This window comes from Oceanihabitans sp. 2_MG-2023, assembly GCF_030547245.1.
Lineage (GTDB): Bacteria > Bacteroidota > Bacteroidia > Flavobacteriales > Flavobacteriaceae > Oceanihabitans.
On the sequence record NZ_JAUOQT010000003.1, the window covers coordinates 369,498 to 392,383 of the forward strand.

16 protein-coding genes are annotated in these 22,886 nt (G+C 30.9%); 6 read left to right on the forward strand and 10 right to left on the reverse strand.

The features are described 5' to 3' along the window. Window positions 1-76 precede the first annotated feature (76 nt). The 3 genes from Q4512_RS08360 to Q4512_RS08370 form a co-directional block, all read right to left on the reverse strand. Window positions 77-2,884, reverse strand: a complete 2,808-nt coding sequence (locus Q4512_RS08360; protein WP_303423827.1) for a T9SS type A sorting domain-containing protein — start codon at window positions 2,882-2,884, stop codon at window positions 77-79. A gap of 274 nt (window positions 2,885-3,158) precedes the next feature. Continuing rightward, on the reverse strand, window positions 3,159-5,834 hold the full coding sequence (locus tag Q4512_RS08365) for a T9SS type A sorting domain-containing protein (RefSeq protein ID WP_303423828.1): 2,676 nt from the start codon (window positions 5,832-5,834) through the stop codon (window positions 3,159-3,161). A gap of 214 nt (window positions 5,835-6,048) precedes the next feature. Continuing rightward, complete coding sequence (locus tag Q4512_RS08370; protein ID WP_303423829.1) at window positions 6,049-7,989, reverse strand: T9SS type A sorting domain-containing protein; 1,941 nt, start codon at window positions 7,987-7,989, stop codon at window positions 6,049-6,051. Between the two features lie 253 nt (window positions 7,990-8,242). On the opposite strand from Q4512_RS08370, the gene Q4512_RS08375 reads away from it, so the two are divergent. Further along, window positions 8,243-8,764, forward strand: a complete 522-nt coding sequence (locus Q4512_RS08375; protein ID WP_303423830.1) for a hypothetical protein — start codon at window positions 8,243-8,245, stop codon at window positions 8,762-8,764. Here the strand turns inward: Q4512_RS08375 and Q4512_RS08380 are convergent. Both Q4512_RS08380 and Q4512_RS08385 read right to left on the reverse strand, forming a co-directional pair. Next, window positions 8,761-9,672: a patatin family protein gene (locus tag Q4512_RS08380; protein WP_303423831.1), complete on the reverse strand. Its 912-nt coding sequence runs from the start codon at window positions 9,670-9,672 to the stop codon at window positions 8,761-8,763. The genes Q4512_RS08375 and Q4512_RS08380 overlap by 4 nt on opposite strands. Window positions 9,673-9,686: 14 nt before the next feature. Beyond that, window positions 9,687-11,666: a M1 family metallopeptidase gene (locus Q4512_RS08385; protein WP_303423832.1), complete on the reverse strand. Its 1,980-nt coding sequence runs from the start codon at window positions 11,664-11,666 to the stop codon at window positions 9,687-9,689. 137 nt (window positions 11,667-11,803) lie between these two features. Here Q4512_RS08385 and recG point away from each other — a divergent pair, with 137 nt between their 5' ends. Next, window positions 11,804-13,906, forward strand: coding sequence for an ATP-dependent DNA helicase RecG (recG, locus tag Q4512_RS08390; RefSeq protein ID WP_303423833.1), 2,103 nt, complete (start codon window positions 11,804-11,806; stop codon window positions 13,904-13,906). 132 nt (window positions 13,907-14,038) lie between these two features. On the opposite strand, the gene Q4512_RS08395 is transcribed toward recG, so the two are convergent. The 3 genes from Q4512_RS08395 to Q4512_RS08405 form a co-directional block, all read right to left on the reverse strand. Beyond that, window positions 14,039-15,259 (reverse strand): TlpA disulfide reductase family protein, encoded by a 1,221-nt coding sequence (locus tag Q4512_RS08395; protein WP_303423834.1) that lies wholly within the window; start codon window positions 15,257-15,259, stop codon window positions 14,039-14,041. An 86-nt stretch (window positions 15,260-15,345) separates the two neighbouring features. Continuing rightward, a complete protein-coding gene (locus Q4512_RS08400; RefSeq protein ID WP_303423835.1) occupies window positions 15,346-15,843 on the reverse strand; it encodes a hypothetical protein in 498 nt (165 codons plus the stop codon). Next, window positions 15,830-16,003, reverse strand: coding sequence for a hypothetical protein (locus Q4512_RS08405; protein ID WP_303423836.1), 174 nt, complete (start codon window positions 16,001-16,003; stop codon window positions 15,830-15,832). Before Q4512_RS08405 ends, Q4512_RS08400 begins: the two co-directional genes overlap by 14 nt. Before the next feature lie 140 nt (window positions 16,004-16,143). Between Q4512_RS08405 and pheT the strand changes: the two genes are divergently transcribed. Both pheT and Q4512_RS08415 read left to right on the forward strand, forming a co-directional pair. After that, entirely contained in the window at window positions 16,144-18,570 is a 2,427-nt protein-coding gene (gene pheT / locus Q4512_RS08410; RefSeq protein ID WP_303423837.1) for a phenylalanine--tRNA ligase subunit beta, read from the forward strand. 13 nt (window positions 18,571-18,583) lie between these two features. After that, window positions 18,584-18,775, forward strand: a complete 192-nt coding sequence (locus Q4512_RS08415) for a hypothetical protein (protein WP_303423838.1) — start codon at window positions 18,584-18,586, stop codon at window positions 18,773-18,775. A 91-nt stretch (window positions 18,776-18,866) separates the two neighbouring features. Here the strand turns inward: Q4512_RS08415 and Q4512_RS08420 are convergent, their stop codons facing one another. Further along, window positions 18,867-19,061 carry a cold-shock protein gene (locus Q4512_RS08420; RefSeq protein WP_303423839.1) on the reverse strand — a complete coding sequence of 65 codons (195 nt, stop codon included), beginning with the start codon at window positions 19,059-19,061 and terminating at the stop codon, window positions 18,867-18,869. Window positions 19,062-19,251: 190 nt separating this feature from the next. Between Q4512_RS08420 and Q4512_RS08425 the strand changes: the two genes are divergently transcribed. Further along, window positions 19,252-19,506, forward strand: coding sequence for a DUF2007 domain-containing protein (locus Q4512_RS08425; protein ID WP_303423840.1), 255 nt, complete (start codon window positions 19,252-19,254; stop codon window positions 19,504-19,506). A gap of 106 nt (window positions 19,507-19,612) precedes the next feature. Here the strand turns inward: Q4512_RS08425 and Q4512_RS08430 are convergent, their stop codons facing one another. After that, entirely contained in the window at window positions 19,613-21,229 is a 1,617-nt protein-coding gene (locus Q4512_RS08430; RefSeq protein WP_303423841.1) for an ABC-F family ATP-binding cassette domain-containing protein, read from the reverse strand. Between the two features lie 221 nt (window positions 21,230-21,450). On the opposite strand from Q4512_RS08430, the gene Q4512_RS08435 reads away from it, so the two are divergent. Beyond that, window positions 21,451-22,884, forward strand: a complete 1,434-nt coding sequence (locus Q4512_RS08435; protein WP_303423842.1) for a redoxin domain-containing protein — start codon at window positions 21,451-21,453, stop codon at window positions 22,882-22,884. The last annotated feature ends 2 nt before the right edge of the window (window positions 22,885-22,886 follow it).

A 22,886-nucleotide genomic window follows, 5' to 3' on the forward strand; every position in this document is an offset into this window, starting at 1 on the left:
TATCAAAACAAGACAGAAATTGTTACCCCTTAATGGATTCTTTTTTTATTATTTAAAAAAAAGTTCATCTATTGTTTTATTGCTTAATAATTTTTTTAGAGGAAACACCTTCCTTCGTTCGTACTTGTAAAAAGTATAAACCATTAGATAGATTAGAAGTGTTTAAAGTATTCTCTCCTTTTTGAAGCTGTCCATTTTTAATAACTTGACCATTTACGGTTATTAAGCTATAACTAGTATCTTCTTGTATGGATACGGTTAGACTATTATTTACAGGATTAGGAAAAGCATTAAAACTACTTTTAAATACTTCAGAAACACTTAAACTACAATTTGGATTAGATACAACTATTCGATAAGGAAGCACACTGTAGTTCGCATTGTTACTTTCTATTTTAACATAAAAAAAGGTGTTCAATGAGGAATAAAAGTATCTTGTTAAAGGACTGGAACTGGTTATAAAAAATGCTGAGCCAGATTGTATTTGATTATTATCGAAAAAAGTTACTTTATACGTTAAGCCTACTGGAATATTATCTATTATAATTTCTGTGTTAATATTTGATTCTAGAGGAAATGTAAAGAAATCCACATCTCCTGGCCCTCCAATATTAGGATTATAAGTATTACAAAATGGAATATTTACAGCTGTTGCAAAATCTTCATTAGGTTCATAACCATCATAACTTGTTGTAGCGCAATCTTCATTAAAACCAGTTTGCACATCTACATTGGTCCAGTTTGTTGTACTCCAAGCAGCATCATCAACCTCAATACACGTTAAATTTGGGTTATTTCCTGCTTCAAAATGAATAATACTAGTATTATTGCCATTTTTAATATTTAAAGAGGTTAACAGGTTGTCTCCCGACCTAAAGTCAATTAAACTAGAAAAACCAGAAGCATTAAAACTTGTTAATTGATTATCATTAATCAACAATTCTGTCAATAGATTTGAATTATTAATAGTTAAACTAGAAATCTGATTTTGACTACATCCTAAATAGGTTAAGTTTGGGTTTTGTGTAACATCTAAAGTAGTTAGTGAATTATTACTACAAAGTAAAGTTGTTAAATTTATATTGGTAGACACATCTAAAGTAGCAATAGAATTGGTATGGCAATACAAAAACTCTAATGCTACAAAATCTTCTATTCCTGTCATATCAACAATACCTTGATCTTCTAGATCTAAAGTGGTTAATGCATCTATATTTGCTGTTGGCACATAATCATCTAAAGGTCCAGAATCATGACCTAATTCTATTAATCGTGTTTCAAAACCATTATCAGGCACGTAGGTTAAAGGAGGAGACACTACAGTTGTAGTATACGTATTAGTCACTACAGCAGGATTAAAATCAAAATAAATATCTGCAGTAGCATCAAAACTATCACCAACAACGACTGTGTTTTTAGGTTTTATTTTATAAAAAATCCAACCATGACTTCCTGGTTCGTTAGTTGTTGCATCGTCTAAGTTTATATTATTAAAAGTATACGTTAGCTCATTTCCATTAACAACAGACGTTGTATAAGCGTGCGAAGCTGAAATTGGCTGAAACGTTGCCCAATCTAAATCTGCATCTAAATCTGTTTTAACCGAAATATTTACAGCAGCTGCTGTTCCTGTATTTTGAAAACGAATTCTATAGGTTAAGTCATCTCCTATTTGAGTTGGAATGATTTCATCTCCTTCCATACACAACACATCGTTAGGATCGTAAGCATTTACAACCACTTGATTTAAGTTTATAGTATTATTAGATGGATCTACATCTGCAATTGGTGTTATATTTCCAGTAAAACTTAAAACGTCTCCTCCGCTTACTGTAGGAGGAGCTAATACGTTAAATGAAAATGTAATATTCCTAAACTCTAAAGAGGTAAGATTTGTATAGTTCCAAGTAATAGAATTACTAGTCACACTTGCAGGTACTACTGATGCCGAATTAGCAACATACGTTAGTTTAGAACTGTCAAAATTTAAAACAATAGTCTCTGCTCCTGTTGTAATATTTCCATTATTTCCATAAATTATGTCATAAGAAGCAACAAATCCTGGTCTAGCTAAATTTTGACTAACCAATTGAGCTTCTACTTCAACTCCCGAAATATTACTTGTAAAACAAAAATCGTTATTTAAATATGACGTAGATGAAGAGTTTATAGTTAAATTAATACCATTTGGTGTGGCAACTATATTTCCGTTATTAACAGGTTCTATTAAAAAATTACCTGTAGTATTTGGTAGTATAAAATTATAAACCCCATTAATGGTAGAAGTATATGCTGTTGCATTATCACTTAAATCTGTAATTTTAATTGGAAAATTATTCAACATATTGGCATTAGAGCAACCAGTTGCATTAACACTACCGCTTACAGTAATAGGGTTATGAACTCCTAATTCTACACCATCTAGAAAAAACTGACTAGAAGGTATTGTTATGCGTAATTGGTAATTTCCAGCAGCCAAATTAGCAAATACTAACGTACTATGTTTAGGACTTGGCCAACCGGTACAAGTACCAGTAACCGTATTTATAGATGTAGCACTTATAACTGCACTATTAGAATCTACTAACTCAAATATAGCAGCAGTTCCTGTATAGATAACTGCATATTCTAATTCCAACTCGTAATCCCCAGATAACCCAACACTAAAAACGGAAGACGTTACAGTGGTTGCAGGATTACCTAAATTATCTACAAACATAGATTGGCATCCACCATTAAACCAAGATTTGGTTGCGGTTGACGAAGCAACAGACCAAAAACCAATATCTAGAGCATCACTAAAACCTCCATTAGGAATTAGAACGTTTTGCGATTGTGTTACACTGGTAATAAAAATTGTAAGTAATAGTAGTAATTTCTTCATAATTGTTAAATTTTAAATTTTAAAAAAAGCTTGGTTTTATTCGCTTTCTATCTCTATATCCAAAAACGATTCAAAATGTTACCCTTTATCTAAAAAAAAAAATCGCCAGCAAAAAAGGCTGTTATTTTACTGACGACTAGGGATATTTAATTAATAGCAACTGCAAAATAGATTGTAATACAAAGACTACATTACTTGATTCCATGAAAAGAGGTTTTGATTTAATGAAAAGAGCTTTTCATGCAACCAACAGATAATTTTATAATAAAATTCGTTATTGCTTCACTATCTTTTTGGTGGTTACACCTTCTACTGTTTCTACTTGTAAAAAGTATAAACCATTAGATAAATTGGAAGTGTTTAAGGTATTCTCTCCTTTTTGAAGTAGTCCTTGTTTAATAACTTGACCATTTACGGTTATTAAGCTATAGCTAGCATCTTCTTGTATGGATACGGTTAGACTATTATTTACAGGATTTGGGAACACGTTAAAACCAACTTGTTCAAACGCTGTATTTGAAAGCGTAGCACATTCTGTTTGGTTATTGACATACGTTGATGTTGCGTCTTTATTCGTCCAGTTTACTGTACTCCAAGCGGCATCATCAACCTCAATACACGTTAAATTTGGATTGTCTGTGCTATCAAAATATATGAAATTTATATTATTTCCGTTTTTTGCATTTAAAGATGTTAATAGGTTATTATCGCATCGTAATGAAACTAAAACCGCATTGTTAGAAACATCTAAATTAGTTAATTGATTATTATTACAAAAAAGCGCCTCTAATATGGGACTTTGCGTAACATTTAGAATAGATAAATTATTAAAGCTACAATCTATAGCAGTTAAAGAAGGTTTTGAACCTAGTGAAAGTGTATTTAAATTATTATCATATACATTTAACACTTCTAACATACTATTACTTGATAAATCCATGCTAATTATTTGATTACTTCTAGCAATAACATGTGTTAAAGAAGGATTGCTAGTAAAATCTATGGTTGTTATATTATTATTGTCAAAATATAAAAATTCTAAGTTACTGTTCATAGAAAAATCTACACTTGCCACCTGATTATTATAAAATCTCAAATCCTCTAAAGCAAGAAAATCTTCAATTCCTGTTAGATCTGAAATGCTCAAACTATTTACATCTAGACTCGTTACCAAATTAATATTAGCAGTAGTAACATAATCATCATTGGTAACACCATTACCCATACTATTTGTTGCGCCAATTGCTACAACATTACCACTAGCATCGTGGGTTTCTAGGTAGTTTTCAAAATTATCATCTGGTACGTAGGTTAAACCTAATGTCGCACAGTTTTCGCTAAAACTAGTTTGCGTATCTACATCTGTCCAATTAGTAGTAGAATATGCAGTATCATCCACCTCAATGCACAATAGGTTTTGGTTTTGGGTAGCAACAAAATCACCTACATTGTAATTATTGCCATTTTTAACATTTAAATTAATTAACCCGTTATCGCTACAGTCTAATTCTACTAAGCCAGAGTGCAATGATAAATCTAAGCTTTGTATCCCATTTTCACTACAATTTAGAATTGCTAATAATGTATTAGAGCTTAAATCTAAATTAACCAGAAAGTTTACGCTAATGTCTAATTCAACTAAAGCAAGGTTTTGACTTAAATCTACATTAGCAAGTGTATTATCTCCACAATTTAAATTTTCTAAAGAAGTAAAATCTTCAATTCCTATTAAGTCTGCAATATTTTGATTGTTTACATCTAGACTCGTTACCAAATTAATATTAGCAGTAGTAACATAATCATCATTGGCAATACCATTACCCATACTATTTGTTGCGCCAATTGCTACAACATTACCACTAGCATCGTGGGTTTCTAGGTAGTTTTCAAAATTATCATCTGGCACGTAGGTTTCTGCATAATGGCAGTTTTCGCTAAAACTTGCCCAAGAATCTACATTTGTCCAGTTTGTTGTACTCCAAGTTGCATCATCTACTTCTATACAGGTTAAGTTTGGGTTATTGAGTGAAGAAAATACAGTAAAATTAGTATTGTTTCCGTTTTTCACATTTAGAACAGTTAATAGATTATTTTCACAATAAAGAAAAGTTAAATTTGTGTTTAAACTCACGTCCAAACTTGTCAATTGATTACCAATTACATTAAGTACATTTAAAGCTAGATTTTGTGTCACGTCTAAACTTGTTATTGGATTATATAAAGTAAATAGATGCGTTAAGTTTCCATTATGTGTAAGGTCTAAACTTGTTAGTTGATTATTACGAAGATTGAGAATAGTAAGGGATGAATTATGAGAGACATCTAATTGGGTTAATTGATTGGCAGAGCATATCAAATCAGTTAAAGCAGTATTTGCAGATACATCTAATTGGGTTAATCGATTATTATCGCAACGTAAATTTGTTAAGGTAGTATTGGTAGAAATATCTAAACTCGTTAATTGATTATCATGACACCATAAAGATTGTAAAGCAGTGTTTGCAGTAGCATCTAATTGGGTTAATTGATTGCCAGAGCATAACAAATTAGTTAAAGCAGTATTTGCAGATACATCTAATTGGGTTAATTGATTGTTATAACACGTTAACCGAGTTAAAGCAGTATTTGCAGATACATCTAATTGGGTTAATTGATTGTTATAACACGTTAACCGAGTTAAAGCTGCAAAGTCTTCAATACCTGTTAAATCTGCAATATTTAGCGAGTTTACATCTAAAGATGTTGTTGTATTAATATTAGCAGTAGTTACATAATCATCATTTGCAACACCATTACCCATACTATTTGTTGCACCAACTGCTACAACATTACCACTAGCATCGTGTGTCTCTAGGTAGTTTTCAAAATTATCGTCTGGCACGTAGGTTTGTTGTGCATATCCAAAAAAGGCACAGCTTAAAAAAAGAAATAAAAGTAATTTTGTTTTCATAATTGTTTAATTAGAATTTGTTGATGTACAGGATAAAAAAAATCGCCAGCAAAAAAGGCTGTTATTTTACTGACGATTAGGGATATTTAATTAATAGCAACTGCAAAATAGATTGTAATACAAAGACTACATTACTTGATTCCACGAAAAGAGGTTTTGATTTAATGAAAAGAGCTTTTCATGCAACCAACAGATAATTTTATAATAAAATTCGTTATTGCTTCACTATCTTTTTGGTGGTTACACCTTCTACTGTTTCTACTTGTAAAAAGTATAAACCATTAGATAAATTGGAAGTGTTTAAGGTATTCTCTCCTTTTTGAAGTAGTCCTTGTTTTACCACTTGACCATTTACAGAAACCATATTATAGGTTCCTTCTATTTCGATGGAAACTGTAATTTTAGTTTTTGTAGGATTCGGAAAAACAGTAAATAAACTTTCGCTAGCATCAATTTCATGTATAGAAAGCGTAGCTTCTATCTGCGTTGTTGCTGTATTTGTTATAATTGGTAAGTTATAATCAAAATAAATATCTGCTTTGTTAGAAATAATATCTCCTATAACAAAGGTGCTTTTAGGCTTTATTCTGTAAAAAACCCAACCATGACTTCCTGGCTCATCCGTTGTACTATCTGCTAGGTTAATGTTGTTAAAAACAAAATTGATTTCATTTCCATTACTAATAATTGTATTATAATTATGGCTTGCTGCTATTGGCTGAAACGTACTCCAATCTAAAAACGCATCTAAAGTATTTTCTACAGTAATATTAATAGCAGATGCGGTTCCTGTATTTTGAAACCTAATAATTACACCCAAATAATCATCAGCTTGAGTTTCAGAAATTAAAGGACCTTCTAGAATTGTTACATCATTAGGATCATATGACCCGATAGTAATTTGATTAAAGGTATAAGTATTATTTGTTGGTGTATCATCTCCAGCTATTGGAGTAATCGAAGCTGTATATTCTAAAATATCACCATTATTTACTGTTGGAGGTGTAAAAATATTAAAAGTAACATCTATTGTTCTTGTTTCAAAAGGCGCAAGATTTATGAAATTCCAACTTAAAGAACTTATTGTTGTTACATCTGGAGTTGAAGTTGCATTTAAATAAGTAACGCTTGAATTATCGTAATTTAAATCCACAACACCGCTTAATATTGTGCTACCTGTATTTGTATATTGCAGTCTATAACTAGATGAAAAACCTGGTCTTGCCTCTGAAGTTGGTATTAGAAAAATACTTAAATCATTCCCTACTATTGCAGAAGTAGCACAAAAATCTTGATTTGAAACTGTCGATGGAACGCCACTAACAAAAGTATTAACATGGTTAATTGGCAAAGATGTTAACCCTTGTGTACAAACCTCTGTAGTAACATTTCCATTACCATTAAAAGCAAAGGCATAATCTCCATTAGAATTGGTAGATGCATAATATGTATTACTGGTACCTGTAGTTTTAATTAGAATATTATCTAATGGTACAGAACCTGATGCACAATTGTTATTTCCGTTATCATAATTTACTGTTCCAGTAATTATACTTGGATCTTGATTTTTAACAAGTTCAATTTTCTTGAATTTAAAAACATCAGCATCATATTCATCAGACCATGGATGTTGAAATGTTTGATCTAAGCTACCTATAACTTCTATATAATAAGACCCCGAATTACTCACATTAAACGTACTAGAGTTGCAATTTTGATCATATAATTCATAATTAGTTTCATACATCAAATCACCATCATCACATGCTGACAAATCAAAATCTTTAATAATATTGTTATTTATATCCTTTAATATTATTGAACTAACTAGTGACCTATCAGAGTAAGAAACCCCCTGACCCATTGGGCCTAATGCAATAAAGTAATGCGCATAGATTAAATCCAGATTATATATTTCGTTAGTTAATAATGAAAAATTTGATGATTTTAGAGTGAAAATCTGGTTTGTAACCCCAGAATTAATAATTCTTAGGTATTCATCAGGCGCAGAACCAATAGTTGCTAGACTTAAATTATTTCCAGTTACAGTCCAATTAAAAATACCCTGAGAAAAATCTCCATTGGGAATTATTACCGTTTGTGCTTGCACTGCATTAAAAATAAATACAGCAAATAATAGTAGTATTTTTTTCATAATAAAAAGGTTATTTTTTAAATTGTATTGTATTAACATTAAAAAAATCGCCAGAAAAAAAGCTGTTATTTTACTGACGATTAATTAATAACTGAATAATAGCAACTGCAAAATAGATTGTAATACAAAGACTACATAAATAGATTCAAGCAATAGTTGTTTTCAATTGACGAAAAGACCGTTTCATTCAACCAACAGATAATTTGCGCTATTATAAAAAACAGCTTATGTTTGTAATTGTATTTTAAAAATTATGGAACAACAACTTATAAACCTTTTAATGTATATTATTCCTGCTTTGGTTACAGGAGCAATAGCTTTTCTATTTTTTAGAGAACATATAGAAAATGAAAAAAACCGAAGAACTTTTTTAATGCATAAAGAATTGCAAAAAGAATCTTTCCCTTTACGTTTGCAAGCATACGAACGATTATCCTTGTTTCTAGAACGTATCGTTCCTGCTAAATTACTTTTAAGGGTACAACCAACATCCTCCAACAAAGAAAACTACGAATCTTTGCTAATTGCATCTATAGAACAAGAGTTTGAACATAATTTAGCACAACAAATATATGTTACCGACGAGTGCTGGAATGTGATTAACGCATCCAAAAATGCAACGATTCAATTAATAAGAAAAGCAGCAACTTTAGAAAAAACAGATTCTGCAAATAAACTTCGTGAAGTAATTTTAACCGAAATAATGGAAGGACATCCTCCTAGCCATGCCGGTTTATCTTATATTAGAGATGAAGTAAGTAAAATGTTTAGTTAATATTTTACTGCAACAGTACTAGATTCTTTTCCATGCTTTTCTTCAGCATATAAAAAACCATCTAACCACCAAGCAGTCATCAGTTTTTTACTAAAAATCAAAGAGTTTTCGGTTAGTTTAGTTGGTGTATAGTATAAGTTTAACTTTACTTGTTTATGCTTTGCAGCCAATTTACCAATAGCAATATCACTTTTTTCTACTTGATCTAATAAATGTCCGAATAGATTTAACATCAATGAAAACGGATTCTTACCAAGTACCTTGTTGTACTCCATATTTTCACTTTCTAAAACAATAGCATCTATTTCTGTTGCGCCTCGTTTTACAGCTTCGCGAATAGGAATTACACAACCAAAAGCACCATCTGCGTACTCAAAACCATTCACTTTAGCCAAAGACATAAATGGAATATAATTACAGGAAATCCAAATCCAATTACAAAATGCATCGTAATCAAAGTCTTTAATCGACTTATACTCTACTCTATTTTTAGATAAATTAGACACAGTAACAACCACATCTTTACCACTCGCTTTAATAGCATTAAACTCCTGCACTGTGAAATTTTTCTGGATATGTCTTTTTAAACTTTTACTCTCTCCAAAAGTTCTTTTCCTTTTTATAAACTGCCAAATAGAATTAATATAGTTTATAGAAACATACTCTCTACCATCTTTTTTATGCTGTACAAAAGGGTTTACACTAAAAATATTATGCTGACTTACATTAGTAAACATATCATACAGTTTACCAATATCATTTACTGCTAAATGTGGAACCAACAGACTACCAGTAGAGGTGCCTAAAAACATATCATACTCTCTTTGTTCGTGCTCTATTAAAAACTGTGCTACTCCTCCTGCAAAAGCGCCTTTACTTCCACCACCAGATATTACTAATGCTCGCATTAATTTATTTTTAGTTAGTTATTTTCTAGTTTAGTTTTATTCTTTTTAGCAAAAGTTTTAGCAAATTTCACCATGCGCCAATTATGATGTTTCTCTGCTTCTTTATAATTGCTAATAATATCTTCATTCATAACTTCTAAAGAATTTAAAAAGGTAAACGCTTGCATCCTAATTTCATAATTAAAAGCTGGAGATGTATATCTGATTAGCTCTTTTAAATGAATTTCCTTTTCATCAAATCCGTATTCGGGAGTTACCAAAGACAAAGCCAACCAAAGCAAGCGTACATTTTTATTAGGCAAACCAATAATTTCTTTGGTTTTATCTAAATAAATATTTCTGTCTTCTGGAAAATTCACCCAAAGATTATATAAAGCTGCCTCTATAGTAACATAAGATTTATCTTCTAGAAGGGATTCGTATTCTTGTTTTAATTCGGAAGGAATTGTAGTCAAACTTTGGGCTATCGCTTGCCTTACTTTTATACTATTTTTAAATACTTCGGAAGTAATTTTATTAGGAACTTGAAAAATAATTTTGCTTTTCGCTTCATCTGAAATACCCGAAGTTAAGTAATAATCACATTTCGCATTTGAAGCTTCACAATCTACCATTAAATATTCGGTAATAAAATCGGATTGCCTTTGTAATGAAGCTTCCACTTCTTCGTAATAAAACGTTTTATCTTTTAACCATTTAGCCACAAAAAGTTCTAAATCAAAATTACTCGACTTTTCAACTTCTTTAATAAAATTAGAAGTCTCTACATTTTTATACGCATATTTTTCTAAATAAGTTCTAACTGCTTCTTTAAAAGCGATATCTCCAACCTTTTCTCGTAGCATGTGCAAAACCAGAGCACCTTTCTTATAAAAAGTAGTACTACTTGATTTTGGGTTAAGTAGCGCGGTGTTTCCTCCAGTTTGCTCTTGTGTTGCTAATTCCTGTGCATATTCGAATAATCTCCAATAATAATAGTCATCACCAAAGACTTGTTTTTCCACGAGTAACGCATAATACGTTGCAAAACCTTCTTGTAACCAATGGTGCGTTCCAGAGGTTTCGGTCACCAAATCACCAAACCATTGATGCGCCAATTCGTGTGCATTTACGTTTACATAATTTTTATCGATAAAAGCTGTTTCGTCTATCATAAAAGCATCCGAAAAAATAGTACAGCTCGTGTTTTCCATACCTGCATACAAAAAATCATGAACAGGAACTTGTTTGTAATTTTGCCAAGGATATGCAACTCCAATTTCATCTTCTAGAAAATCGAACATCTCTTTTGTATATCTATACGTTGGTTCTACTTTTAAAGAATCTTCAGAATAGTAGTACATTTCTAAAGGAATTCCGCTTTTGGAAATTTCTACATGTTTATCATATTTACCAACTACCAAAGCTGCTAAATAGCTTGCCATTGGTTTTTGCATGTCGTATTTCCAGAGCACATAATCGGAACTCGGGTTTTTAAGTATTAATTTCCCATTAGAAACCACTTCATAGTCTTTTGGAGCAGCAAATGTGAGATCAAACTCCATTTTATCATTCATATCATCTATACTTGGCAACCAATTGCTAGTATATTTTCCTTGTCCTTGTGTCCAAATTTGATTTCGTGCTTCATTATCCCAGCCTACAAAATACATGGCTTTTTTAGGTGAAGCAAAAAACAAGAATTGTAATTTATTATCTTCCGAAGGCTTGAATTTATTATAAATAACAAGTTTCTTGCCTTCATTTTTATACTTTACTTTTTTTCCATTTAAAGCTACGTTTTTAAACTTCATATGAACAGCATCTAAATAAATTGAATCTGTTTTTTTTAGGATATCGAAAGTAATTTCATAAGAATCGTAAAGTGTGCTATCAATTTTTATCTGATTAAAAAAAACAACAGCATCTAGCGTTTTAAAATCCACCACTTCTGTTTGTTGTGCCTGAATAACAAAACAAAATAAAGTAGAAATAAAAAATAAGATATGTTTCATAAAACTTTTATTAGCAACCATTAAGCCAAAATACACATAAGTTTTGCAATTTTAAAATTACTAGAAAATTAAAATCGAATATACAACAAGGCTTTTGGAGATTCCTTTTTTCAAAGGAATTGTTTAAATTCGCTTTTATGAGCATAAACTTGCAAACTCCTATTGATTACTTAAAAGGCGTTGGACCAAATCGCGCAGATTTGCTTCGCAAGGAATTGAGCATCCATACCTATCAAGATCTTCTTAATCTATTTCCTAATCGATATATAGACAGAACGCAATATTACAAGATAAACCAACTACAGCGTAATAATGCAGATGTGCAAATAATTGGTAAAATTACTAAGTTCGAAGAAATTGCTCAAAAACGTGGCAAACGATTAGTAGCTACCTTTCAAGACGAAACAGGAACGATGCAATTGGTTTGGTTTAGAGGGCAAAAATGGATTAGAGAAAGCCTAAAACTAAACACAACTTATGTGATTTTTGGAAAAACCAACTGGTTTAATGGCAAATTCAACATGCCACATCCAGACATAGAGCTACAAAAAGAGCATGAAAAAAACTTGCGCTCTGCCATGCAAGCCATATATCCTTCAACCGAAAAACTGTCGAACAAAGGAATTACAAATCGCGTGATGACCAAAATCATGCAACAATTATTTTTAGAAAGTAAAGGAAGATTTGTTGAAACATTACCAGAAAAATTACGCGCTGAATTAAAATTAATTTCAAAACCTGAAGCTATTTTTAATGTGCATTTCCCAAAGACACCAGAGCTACTTTCTAAGGCACAATTTAGACTAAAATTTGAAGAATTATTTTACATACAATTACAGTTAATTTTAAAAAATTTAATTCATAAATCGAAGATAAAAGGTTTTCCTTTTGAAACCGTTGGGAATTATTTTAATTCCTTTTTTAAAGACCATTTACCTTTTGAATTAACCAATGCACAAAAGCGTGTTTTAAAAGAAATACGTCATGATTTAGGAAGCAATGCACAAATGAATCGTCTTTTACAAGGAGATGTTGGCTCCGGAAAGACAATAGTAGCACTAATGTCAATGTTAATAGCACTTGACAATGGTTTTCAAGCATGCTTAATGGCTCCGACTGCAATTTTGTCAGTACAGCACTACAACGGATTAGTAGAGATGTGTAATGATTTGAATATCAGCGTAAAACTATTAACAGGCTCAAGCAATACTTCAGAAAGAAAAATTATTCATGAAGAACTAGAAAATGGCCAATTACAGATTCTAATTGGTACACATGCACTACTTGAAGATAAGGTGAAATTTAAAAATTTAGGGCTAGCAATCATAGATGAACAACACCGATTTGGAGTAGCACAAAGAAGTAAGTTATGGAAAAAAAACACCTCTCCTCCACACATTTTAGTCATGACTGCAACACCTATTCCACGCACCTTAGCAATGTCTGTTTATGGCGACTTAGACATCTCCATAATTGATGAATTACCCGCAGGAAGAAAAGCTATAAAAACAGTCCATAGATATGACGCAAATAGACTAAAAGTATTTCGTTTTATTCGTGATGAAATTGCAAAAGGAAGACAAGTCTATATTGTATATCCATTAATTCAAGAAAGTGAAAAAATGGACTATAAAGATTTAATGGATGGCTATGCAAGTATTGAGAGAGACTTTCCAAAACCAGAATATCAAATCTCTATTGTACATGGTAAAATGAAACCTGCAGATAAAGACTACGAAATGCAACGTTTTATTAAAGGAGAAACGCAAATCATGGTTGCCACAACTGTAATTGAGGTTGGCGTTAATGTACCTAATGCGTCTGTAATGATTATTGAAAGCGCAGAACGCTTTGGTTTGGCTCAATTACACCAATTACGTGGCCGTGTTGGACGTGGATCCGAACAGAGTTATTGTATACTCATGACTAGCCATAAACTTTCTGAAAACAGCAAAACAAGAATACAAACCATGACCAGAACTAGTGATGGTTTCGAAATTGCTGAAGTAGATTTACGTTTACGTGGCCCTGGAGATATCATGGGAACCCAACAAAGTGGTATTTTAAACCTTAAGATTGCAGATATTATCAAAGATAATGACATTTTACAACTAGCGCGCTTTCATGCTAAACAAGTGCTAAGTAAAGATCCTTCATTAGGAGCTGTTGAAAACAAAAACATATTAAACACTTATAGAGAAATGAGTAAGTATAGAAATATATGGAATTATATATCTTAAATTACATACAACCAAATCTATTTTAACCCATTAACATTAATAAATAAAACCCAAAACATAGTAACATTAATACTGCTAGTATTAATTATTTTTCAATCTAATTTCAAAACTAAAATACATAGCTAGCTTTTTTTATTCTAGCAACAACATGTTTACAAAACCTTCAAATTCCTTTTTAAAAGCTGTAAATTTCTCACCAGTAGCAGGACCATTAAATCCGGTATGAATTTTTCTAACTTTTCCTTTTTTATCTATAAAAATGGTGGTTGGATAACTTAGAACATGATTCAACATTGGTAGTTTTTCTTGCGCTTTAGCTTTACTAGAAGTTCCGGTTTGCGCTAATAAAATAGGATATTCTATAGCTATTCGCTCTTGTAATCTTTGTATATTTTTAAACCCAGCCGCTTCCGTTTTCACATATTCGAAGGCTAAAGCAACAATTTCTAATCCTTTATCTTTATTATTTTTGTAATACGTTGAAAAATATTTGCTTTCGTCTAAACAATTAGGACACCAAGTCCCCATGATTTGCACTAATACCACTTTATTTTTAAAGCGTTCATTTTCTAAAGAAATCATATTCCCTTTCGCGTCTGGAAAAGAAAAGGCAATTTTATTATAACCTTCCTTTAGAAAAGTTAAACCGTTAGCGTCTGGTAATTCATAAGTTTCATTTTTTATTGCTTCAAATGGTTCTTCCCAATGTTTTCCAGAATAAAAAGTTCCAATCATAGTAGAATCTGTAACTTTAGCAGTAAACAAAAAAGCATGTGCTCCATCAAAAGTAGATAGTTTCATCATATTTCCATCTACAACACCCTCTAAATATCTATAATCTCCAGTTGTAGTTAAAAAAGTACCTGTAACTTTATTTCCTTTTTGTGAGAATACCCCTTTTGCTATGTATTTTTCAGCTTCATCCTCTGGACTAAAAATAGCTTCCCAATTTCCTGTTACCATACTTGCTGGTTCATTTAATACATTAAATCTAGTTTCTTGCTTTTCTGCTGTAAAAGGCACCACTCTATTTAAGTTTGGCTTAATAAAACTTCCTGTTAGTTTATCGCCCTGGAGTTTTGCTGCCAAATAGCCTTCAAAAACTGGTGCTTTAATAAAAACAGAATCCTGCTTATAGGTGATTTCATCTACTTCAATAATTTCTTCAGCATTAAATATCTGTAAATGAGAAGCATCAATTACTTTAAAATTAAAGGGTAAATGCACCGAATCCTTTATTTGTAATTCTGCTCGATACACGCCTTGTTTCAGGTGGTTTTCAATAGTTTCTTTCGATTTGTTATTGCAAGAGAAAAAAGATATAAGTAAGACTAATAATACTAAATTACGCATGTTTGTTATTGCTTTTTTAACAAAAATAAGATAAATAAAAAAGGTGCTGATAAACAACACCTAATATTATGAATTAATAACTTAAACTACTTCTGATACGTTTTTTTAATCTCCGCTATTTTAAGTTCGTGACTTATTAGTTTTTCTTCCATTTCGGCGAGATTATTTTTTTTAGCTTTTGCTTCGATTTCTGTCATTTCTCCATTAGCTTCTGCTTTTTTAATTCTTTCTCTAAGTATTTTAATGCGTTGTTTTGACTTTTCAACAAATAACACTCTAGATTCTAAGTCCATTTTCTTGTTATCTGCATCTATAACAAGGTTAGAATCATCTTGAATATTATTCTCTTTTTTAAGAATCTTAATTTTTTCAATAATTTGCTCTTGTTGTTCGGGGTTTGCTACTTCGTATTTATCCTCTAATAAAGCTATTTGTTGTTTTGCAAAAACAGAAGATTCACTAGCGCGTTTTTCTTTATAAGCTATTTCTTTTTCACTTAACACCTTTTTATCTTGGGCAAAACTTGCAGAAACACTTAACATAAACACAAAGCCAAATACTAAAATTGTTTTAAAGTTTTTCATTTTTATTTTTTTCTAATTGGTTTAAATCCTTTTCTACTTTTTTTATTTCAAGCTCAAGCGCATCTGCTTCTTTATCTAGGCTATTCAGTACTTCATTAGTGATATCCTCTTCTACAACATCATCCTTTTTCGTTTCTCTACATGAAGTAAAAACTACCATTATTATAATTAAGAACAACTTGAAAAATCTCTTCATTTACAAACACTAGATAAATTGAAAATCTAATTTACAAAATTTATAACAATGCTTGAATGCTAACTGCATTATTTTATCTTTGCAGTTCAATTTAAAGAAGCCAAATGAAAATATCATACAACTGGATAAAGCAGTTTATAAAAACCGACTGGACAGCAGCACAAACCGAAGAACTACTTACAGATTTAGGTTTAGAAGTAGAAGGTATTGCTGCTTACGAATCTGTTAAAGGAGGATTAAAAGGTGTTGTTGTAGGAGAAGTACTAACTTGTGTACAACACCCAAATGCAGACAGATTAAAGGTTACTACTGTTAATATTGGCACAAAGACCCCTGTACAAATTGTTTGTGGCGCACCTAATGTTGCAGCTGGACAAAAAGTTCCTGTTGCTACTATTGGCACTACTTTATATTCGGAAGAAGGAGAAGCATGGACTATTAAAAAAGGAAAAATTCGAGGAGAAGAAAGCCACGGAATGATTTGTGCGGAAGATGAACTTGGTTTAGGGAAATCGCACGATGGCATCATGGTTTTAGCAGAAGATACTGTTGTTGGCACAGCTGCTTCCGAATTATTTAATATTGAAAACGATCAGGTTTTTGAAATTGGCTTAACTCCAAACAGAGCAGATGCAATGAGCCATTACGGAACTGCAAGAGATCTTAAAGCTGGTTTTTTACAAAAAGACATAAATGTAGAGTTAATTACACCTTCTGTAAGTGCTTTTCATGTGGATAACAGAACACTTAAAATAGATGTAGACGTACAAAATAAAGAATTAGCACCAAGATATTGTGGTGTTACTATTTCTGGCTTAAAAGTTGCCGAATCTCCCGATTGGTTAAAACATAGGTTAAAATCTATTGGTTTAACTCCTAAAAATAATGTGGTAGATGTTACCAATTATGTATTACACGAACTAGGGCAACCACTTCACGCTTTTGATGCTGCAAAAATTATTGGAAATAAAATTGAAGTAAAAACGGTTGCTGCTGGCACTAAATTTACAACACTAGACGAAGTAGAAAGAGAATTACATGCAGATGATTTAATGATTTGTGATGCCGAAAAACCCATGTGTATCGCTGGTGTTTTTGGCGGAATCTCTTCTGGAGTTACAGAACACACTACAAGTATCTTTTTAGAAAGCGCTTATTTTAATCCTGTAAGCATTCGTAAAACAGCTAAACGCCACGCTTTAAACACCGATGCTTCCTTTAGATTTGAAAGAGGTATTGATCCAAATATTACAGAATACGCATTAAAACGTGCAGCTTTATTGATTTTAGAGCTTGCAGGAGGTGAAATTACTAGTGATGTAATTGATGCATATCCTAATAAAATTAAAGATTTTGAAGTTCGATTAAGTTTTGAAAATGCAGAAAAATTAATTGGACAAGAAATACCTAAAGAAACAATAAAACGTATATTAAGCTCTTTAGAAATTAAAATAAATAATGTTACAGAAACAGGTTTAGGTTTAACGGTTCCTGCATACAGAAATGATGTACAACGTGAAGCAGATATTATTGAAGAAATTTTACGCGTTTATGGTTATAACAACATAGAATTTACGAATAAATTAAATGCTTCTATTTCTAACTCTTCAAGGTTTGAAGATCATAAACTACAAAATGTTGTTGGTAATCAATTAGCTTCATTAGGTTTTTATGAAATGCTAGCAAATTCGTTAACTACTCCTGAGTATATTAAATTAGATGACCAACTAAAAGAAGAACACAACATAGTAATGTTAAACCCATTAAGTAATGACTTGTCTGTAATGCGACAATCTCTTTTATTTTCTGGATTAGAAGCACTTTCTTACAATATAAATAGAAAACGTAGTACCATTAAGTTTTTTGAATTTGGAAAAACATACCATAACTATAATGAAACTAGAGAAGAGCACAAACATCTTACACTTTTAGTTACCGGAAATAGAACTGCTGAAGCTTGGAATGGCTTAAACAAACCTAATGACTTCTTTTATTTTAAAGGAACTATTACGAGCATACTAGAACGTTTAGGTATTTCCAGATTTAAGGAAACACCAACCAAAGATGCTATTTTTAGCGAAGGATTAACTTTAGGTCTAGGAAAAAACAAGTTAGTAAGTTTTGGGTTGGTTAAAAAGAATGTTTTAAAGCATTTTGGGATTAATCAAGAAGTTTTATTTGCTGATTTTAACTGGGACAATATCCTAGAGGTTGCAAAACACAACAAAATTAAATTTAAAGAAATCCCTAAATACCCAGAAGTACGCAGAGATTTTGCTTTATTATTAGATGATGCTGTTTCTTTTGAATCTATACATACCATTGCAAAACAAACCGAAAAGCAACTTTTAAAAGAAGTGAATCTATTTGATGTTTATGAAGGTAAGAATTTACCAAAAGGCAAGAAAAGTTATGCTGTTAGTTTTACCATACAAGACGAAAACAAAACACTTACAGACAAACAGATTGATAAAATAATGAATAAGCTACAAGCTAATTTTGAAAAACAGCTTGGTGCAGAATTAAGATAAAAATCATAAAAAAATGGAAAATAAAACACCACAAAAAAGCATCTTTAGCTTAATATCTGGACTAATATTTTTTGGTCTTGGTAGCTTCATTACATATAAATACTTTTTTACAGAGGAAGTAATTACAACCTTAAGACTAGTACTTTCCTTTGTTATGATTGGCTTTGGAGTATACAGGTTATACAATTATTTTACTACTAAATAATAGAACTATTAATAATTGTAATGAATGTTTTAATAACAAAAAAGCCTTTTCGTACACGAAAAGGCTTTTGTTTTTAAAAGAATTGTAATGGTTAGTCTATTACTTTAACGTTTATTGCGTTTAACCCTTTTTTACCTTCTGTAAGCTCAAATTCTACAACATCACCTTCTCTAATCTCATCGATTAAACCAGAAATGTGTACAAAATGTTCTTTGTTTGTGTCGTCTTCAACAATAAATCCAAATCCTTTTGAATCATTGAAAAATTTTACTGTACCTCTACCCATTGTAATATATTATTGATTAATTTATAATGACAAATATAGTTTTTAATATGTTATATATCTATTTCCTAGCAATTTTAGTGTCATTTTTTTCGTTAAACAGAATATAACAGGAGGTATTATTAGGATAAAACATTGTGGACTCCCAAAAATTTACTTCTAAATATGCTATTTTTTTTGTAACTTTAAAGGAATGCTAAATCGAATAACTATGGAAGAATCTAATTATGTCAAGCTTTATACAGGTAATTTTATTATTACACAATTAATAGTAGATAAACTTAACACTGCTGGTATTAATGCGATAGTAAAGGACGAATCGGAATCTGGTAGATTAGGTGGTTTTGGTACATTTAATCAAGGTACACAAGAATTATATGTAAATAAAGACGAATTAGCTACTGCTTTACCAATAGTAGAAAGTATTTCTGCAGAGCTTCAAACTTAATTTATATAACTGAATACATTTGCAGATGTCTGCGGTTCGTTTTTCAAGCAAAAAAAATCCTAAAGTAAAAACTTTAGGATTTTTTTTATTTAATTAAGCCTTTTTTTTATTGATACATCTTATCACGTAATTCTTTTATTTTAGAATCTTGCATATACTCATCAAAAGTAGTGTATCTATCTATAACACCATTTGGAGTAAGCTCCACTACTCTATTTGCAACGGTTTGTGCAAACTCATGATCATGTGTAGAAAACAAAACAGTTCCTTTAAAGTTTTTAAGCGAGTTGTTAAAAGCGGTAATACTCTCTAGGTCTAAATGATTTGTTGGCTCATCTAATTGTAAAACATTTGCTCTAACCATCATCATTCTAGATAACATACAACGCACTTTTTCTCCTCCAGAAAGCACATTCGATTTTTTAAGAGCTTCTTCACCACTAAAAATCATTTTACCTAAGAAACCTCTAATAAAAACCTCTTCTCGTTCCTCTTCTGTAGTTGCCCACTGACGTAACCAATCTACCAAAGTTAAATCGTTTTTAAAGAATTCACTATTGTCTAAAGGTAAATAAGATTGTGTAGTTGTAACTCCCCAAGCAAATTTCCCTGCATCTGCTTGTTCCTTACTATTTATAATTTGATAGAAAGCAGTTGTTGCTCTAGAATCTCTAGAAAACACAACTATTTTATCTCCTTTATTTAAATTTAAATCGATGTTTTTAAAAAGTGTTTCTCCTTCAATAGAAGCCGCTAAACCTTCAATATTTAAAATTTGATCTCCTGCTTCTCTATCCCTTTCAAAAATAATCGCTGGATATCGACGACTAGAACGTTTAATATCTTCAATATTTAACTTATCAATCATTTTTTTTCTACTAGTCGCTTGCTTAGACTTTGCAACGTTTGCAGAGAAACGACGAATAAATTCTTCTAGTTCTTTCTTTTTCTCCTCTGCTTTTTTGTTTTGTTGTGCATGTTGTCTTGCTGCTAATTGTGAAGATTCATACCAAAAAGTATAATTACCAGAGAAGTGATTAATTTTCCCAAAATCAATATCTGAAATATGCGTACAAACCGAATCTAAAAAGTGTCTATCATGCGACACTACAATGACACAACTATCATAATTTGCTAGAAAGTTTTCTAACCATGTGATGGTTTCATAATCTAAATCATTGGTTGGCTCATCCATAATTAAAACATCTGGACTTCCAAATAATGCTTGCGCTAATAGAACACGTACTTTTTGTTTCCCATCTAGGTCTTTCATTAAGGTATAATGTGCATCTTCTTTTATACCTAAATTAGAAAGCATTGCGGCTGCATCACTTTCGGCATTCCAACCGTTCATTTCTTCAAATTTAACTTGAAGCTCTCCTATTTTCTCCGCATTCTCATCAGTATAGTCTGCATAAAGTGCATCGATTTCTGTTTTAATTTCATATAAGGGTTTGTTTCCTTTTAAAACAGTATCTAAAACAGTATCGTCATCATGTTTATTATGGTCTTGTTCTAAAACAGACATACGTTTACCTGCTTCTAGGTGTACACTTCCAGAAGTTGGTTCTTGCTTTCCTGCTATTATTTTTAAAAAGGTAGACTTTCCTGCTCCATTGGCACCAATTATACCATAGCAATTTCCGTTATTGAAAGTAGTATTTACTTCATCAAAAAGAATTCGTTTTCCAAATTGTACAGAAAGATTAGAAACTGATAACATATGTATTTTTATTTTTTTGACACCTATGCTTAAGCTTTGGTGAATGAATTTGCAAAAGTAAAAAATTCAAACCATAAGAAGAAACTTCTTATGCTAAAATAATGAGTGCTAAAAGGGAGATTTTTAAGGATTGATTTAACTTTTAACAGTGAATTAACAAGAGGTATAAGTTGCTTACTATACTTTTGTTATAAAGAATTAACTTTGCTTTAAACCTAACTATGAGATTACTTTTTTCAATACTATTAATAACGCTTACCTTTTATTCGTGCAAAAAAGAAGTTGCTAGAGATGAAGGAAAAACTGCTTATATTGGTGGAGAAATAATAAACCCTATTAATAAACAAGTAATCATTAGTAAATCGAACACCATAATTGATACTATTTTATTAGATAGCAAAAACAGATTTTTATATCAAGTAAACGATTTAGAGAGTGGCTTATTTACTTTTAAACTACAAACGCAACATGGTGAAGAATTTCAATTAGCGCTATTAGAACCTAATGATAGTATTATGATTAGGTTAAATACTATAGATTTTGATGAGTCTTTAGTATTTACTGGAAATGGAGCAAAAAAGAATAATTATTTAATTAATATGTTTCTTGAGAATGAAGAAATAAACAAAAACATATTAAACTATTATCAACTAAGCCCCATTGCTTTTGAAAGCAAAATAGATTCAATAAAGAAGCTTAGAAGTACAAAACTAAATTTATTTCTTAAAAAGAATATCGCATCAGGTTTGTTTCATCAAATTGCAAAAGGTAATATAGATTACAACTATTATTTAAACAAAGAAATTTACCCTTTTGCTTATTATGGGGATAATGAAATAAAAAATTTACAGTCGCTACCTAAAAACTTTTATAACTATAGAAAAAATATAGATTATAACAGCAATGCATTAAAAGACTACTTTACCTATAAGACTTTTTTAAGGTATCATTTTAAAAACTTAGCGCTATCGGAACATTTAAAAATCTCTAAAGACAGTATTCTAAAAAGAAATTCATATTGTTATAATTTAGACAAACTAAAACTAATTGATAGTTTGATTACAGACCAAGACATTAAAAATCCACTATTAAGTATTTCATCTATCAATTATATAAATAAGACAAAAAACTTAAAAGAATTGGATAGTTTTTTAAACTATTATTACGAAAAAAGCACCGACGAAAAAGACAAAAACTATATAAAAAAGCTAGTACAATCCTTAAAACAATTAAAGGTTGGGAATAAAATACCAAATTTAACCTTAGTTAATTATAAAGGACAAGAAGTTAATTTGCACAAACTTGTTAGAAAACCTACTGCTTTATATTTTTGGTCTACAGATTACAAATCGCATTTGCAAGAAAGTCACACCAAAGTAAAAGACTTAATGCAAAAATATCCAGAAGTTAACTTTATTTCTATAAATATAGATAGGCCAAACGCAAAATCTATAAGTAAAGTTTTAACCCAATACGGCCTAAGTTTAAAAAACGAATATCAGTTTAAGGACCCTAAAGCAGCAAAAGAAGCATTAGCGATTAATCCAATAATAAAAGTAATGTTATTGGATAAAAAAGGAAAAATAGTAGATCCACATACGAACTTATTTTCAGTGCAATTTGAAGAAGAAGTATTAGGTTTATTAAATCAATAAAA

What these genes read in the sequence shown, in the direction of transcription:
- Q4512_RS08385 (WP_303423832.1), bottom strand. Translation starts at nt 11,666, where the DNA reads ATGAAACATATCTTATTTTTTATTTCTACTTTATTTTGTTTTGTTATT.
- Q4512_RS08405 (WP_303423836.1), bottom strand. Translation starts at nt 16,003, where the DNA reads ATGGTAGTTTTTACTTCATGTAGAGAAACGAAAAAGGATGATGTTGTA.
- Q4512_RS08370 (WP_303423829.1), bottom strand. Translation starts at nt 7,989, where the DNA reads ATGAAAAAAATACTACTATTATTTGCTGTATTTATTTTTAATGCAGTG.
- Q4512_RS08380 (WP_303423831.1), bottom strand. Translation starts at nt 9,672, where the DNA reads ATGCGAGCATTAGTAATATCTGGTGGTGGAAGTAAAGGCGCTTTTGCA.
- Q4512_RS08375 (WP_303423830.1), top strand. Translation starts at nt 8,243, where the DNA reads ATGGAACAACAACTTATAAACCTTTTAATGTATATTATTCCTGCTTTG.
- Q4512_RS08365 (WP_303423828.1), bottom strand. Translation starts at nt 5,834, where the DNA reads ATGAAAACAAAATTACTTTTATTTCTTTTTTTAAGCTGTGCCTTTTTT.
- Q4512_RS08425 (WP_303423840.1), top strand. Translation starts at nt 19,252, where the DNA reads ATGCTAAATCGAATAACTATGGAAGAATCTAATTATGTCAAGCTTTAT.
- pheT (WP_303423837.1), top strand. Translation starts at nt 16,144, where the DNA reads ATGAAAATATCATACAACTGGATAAAGCAGTTTATAAAAACCGACTGG.
- Q4512_RS08395 (WP_303423834.1), bottom strand. Translation starts at nt 15,259, where the DNA reads ATGCGTAATTTAGTATTATTAGTCTTACTTATATCTTTTTTCTCTTGC.
- Q4512_RS08400 (WP_303423835.1), bottom strand. Translation starts at nt 15,843, where the DNA reads ATGAAAAACTTTAAAACAATTTTAGTATTTGGCTTTGTGTTTATGTTA.
- Q4512_RS08360 (WP_303423827.1), bottom strand. Translation starts at nt 2,884, where the DNA reads ATGAAGAAATTACTACTATTACTTACAATTTTTATTACCAGTGTAACA.
- Q4512_RS08415 (WP_303423838.1), top strand. Translation starts at nt 18,584, where the DNA reads ATGGAAAATAAAACACCACAAAAAAGCATCTTTAGCTTAATATCTGGA.
- Q4512_RS08420 (WP_303423839.1), bottom strand. Translation starts at nt 19,061, where the DNA reads ATGGGTAGAGGTACAGTAAAATTTTTCAATGATTCAAAAGGATTTGGA.
- recG (WP_303423833.1), top strand. Translation starts at nt 11,804, where the DNA reads ATGAGCATAAACTTGCAAACTCCTATTGATTACTTAAAAGGCGTTGGA.
- Q4512_RS08435 (WP_303423842.1), top strand. Translation starts at nt 21,451, where the DNA reads ATGAGATTACTTTTTTCAATACTATTAATAACGCTTACCTTTTATTCG.
- Q4512_RS08430 (WP_303423841.1), bottom strand. Translation starts at nt 21,229, where the DNA reads ATGTTATCAGTTTCTAATCTTTCTGTACAATTTGGAAAACGAATTCTT.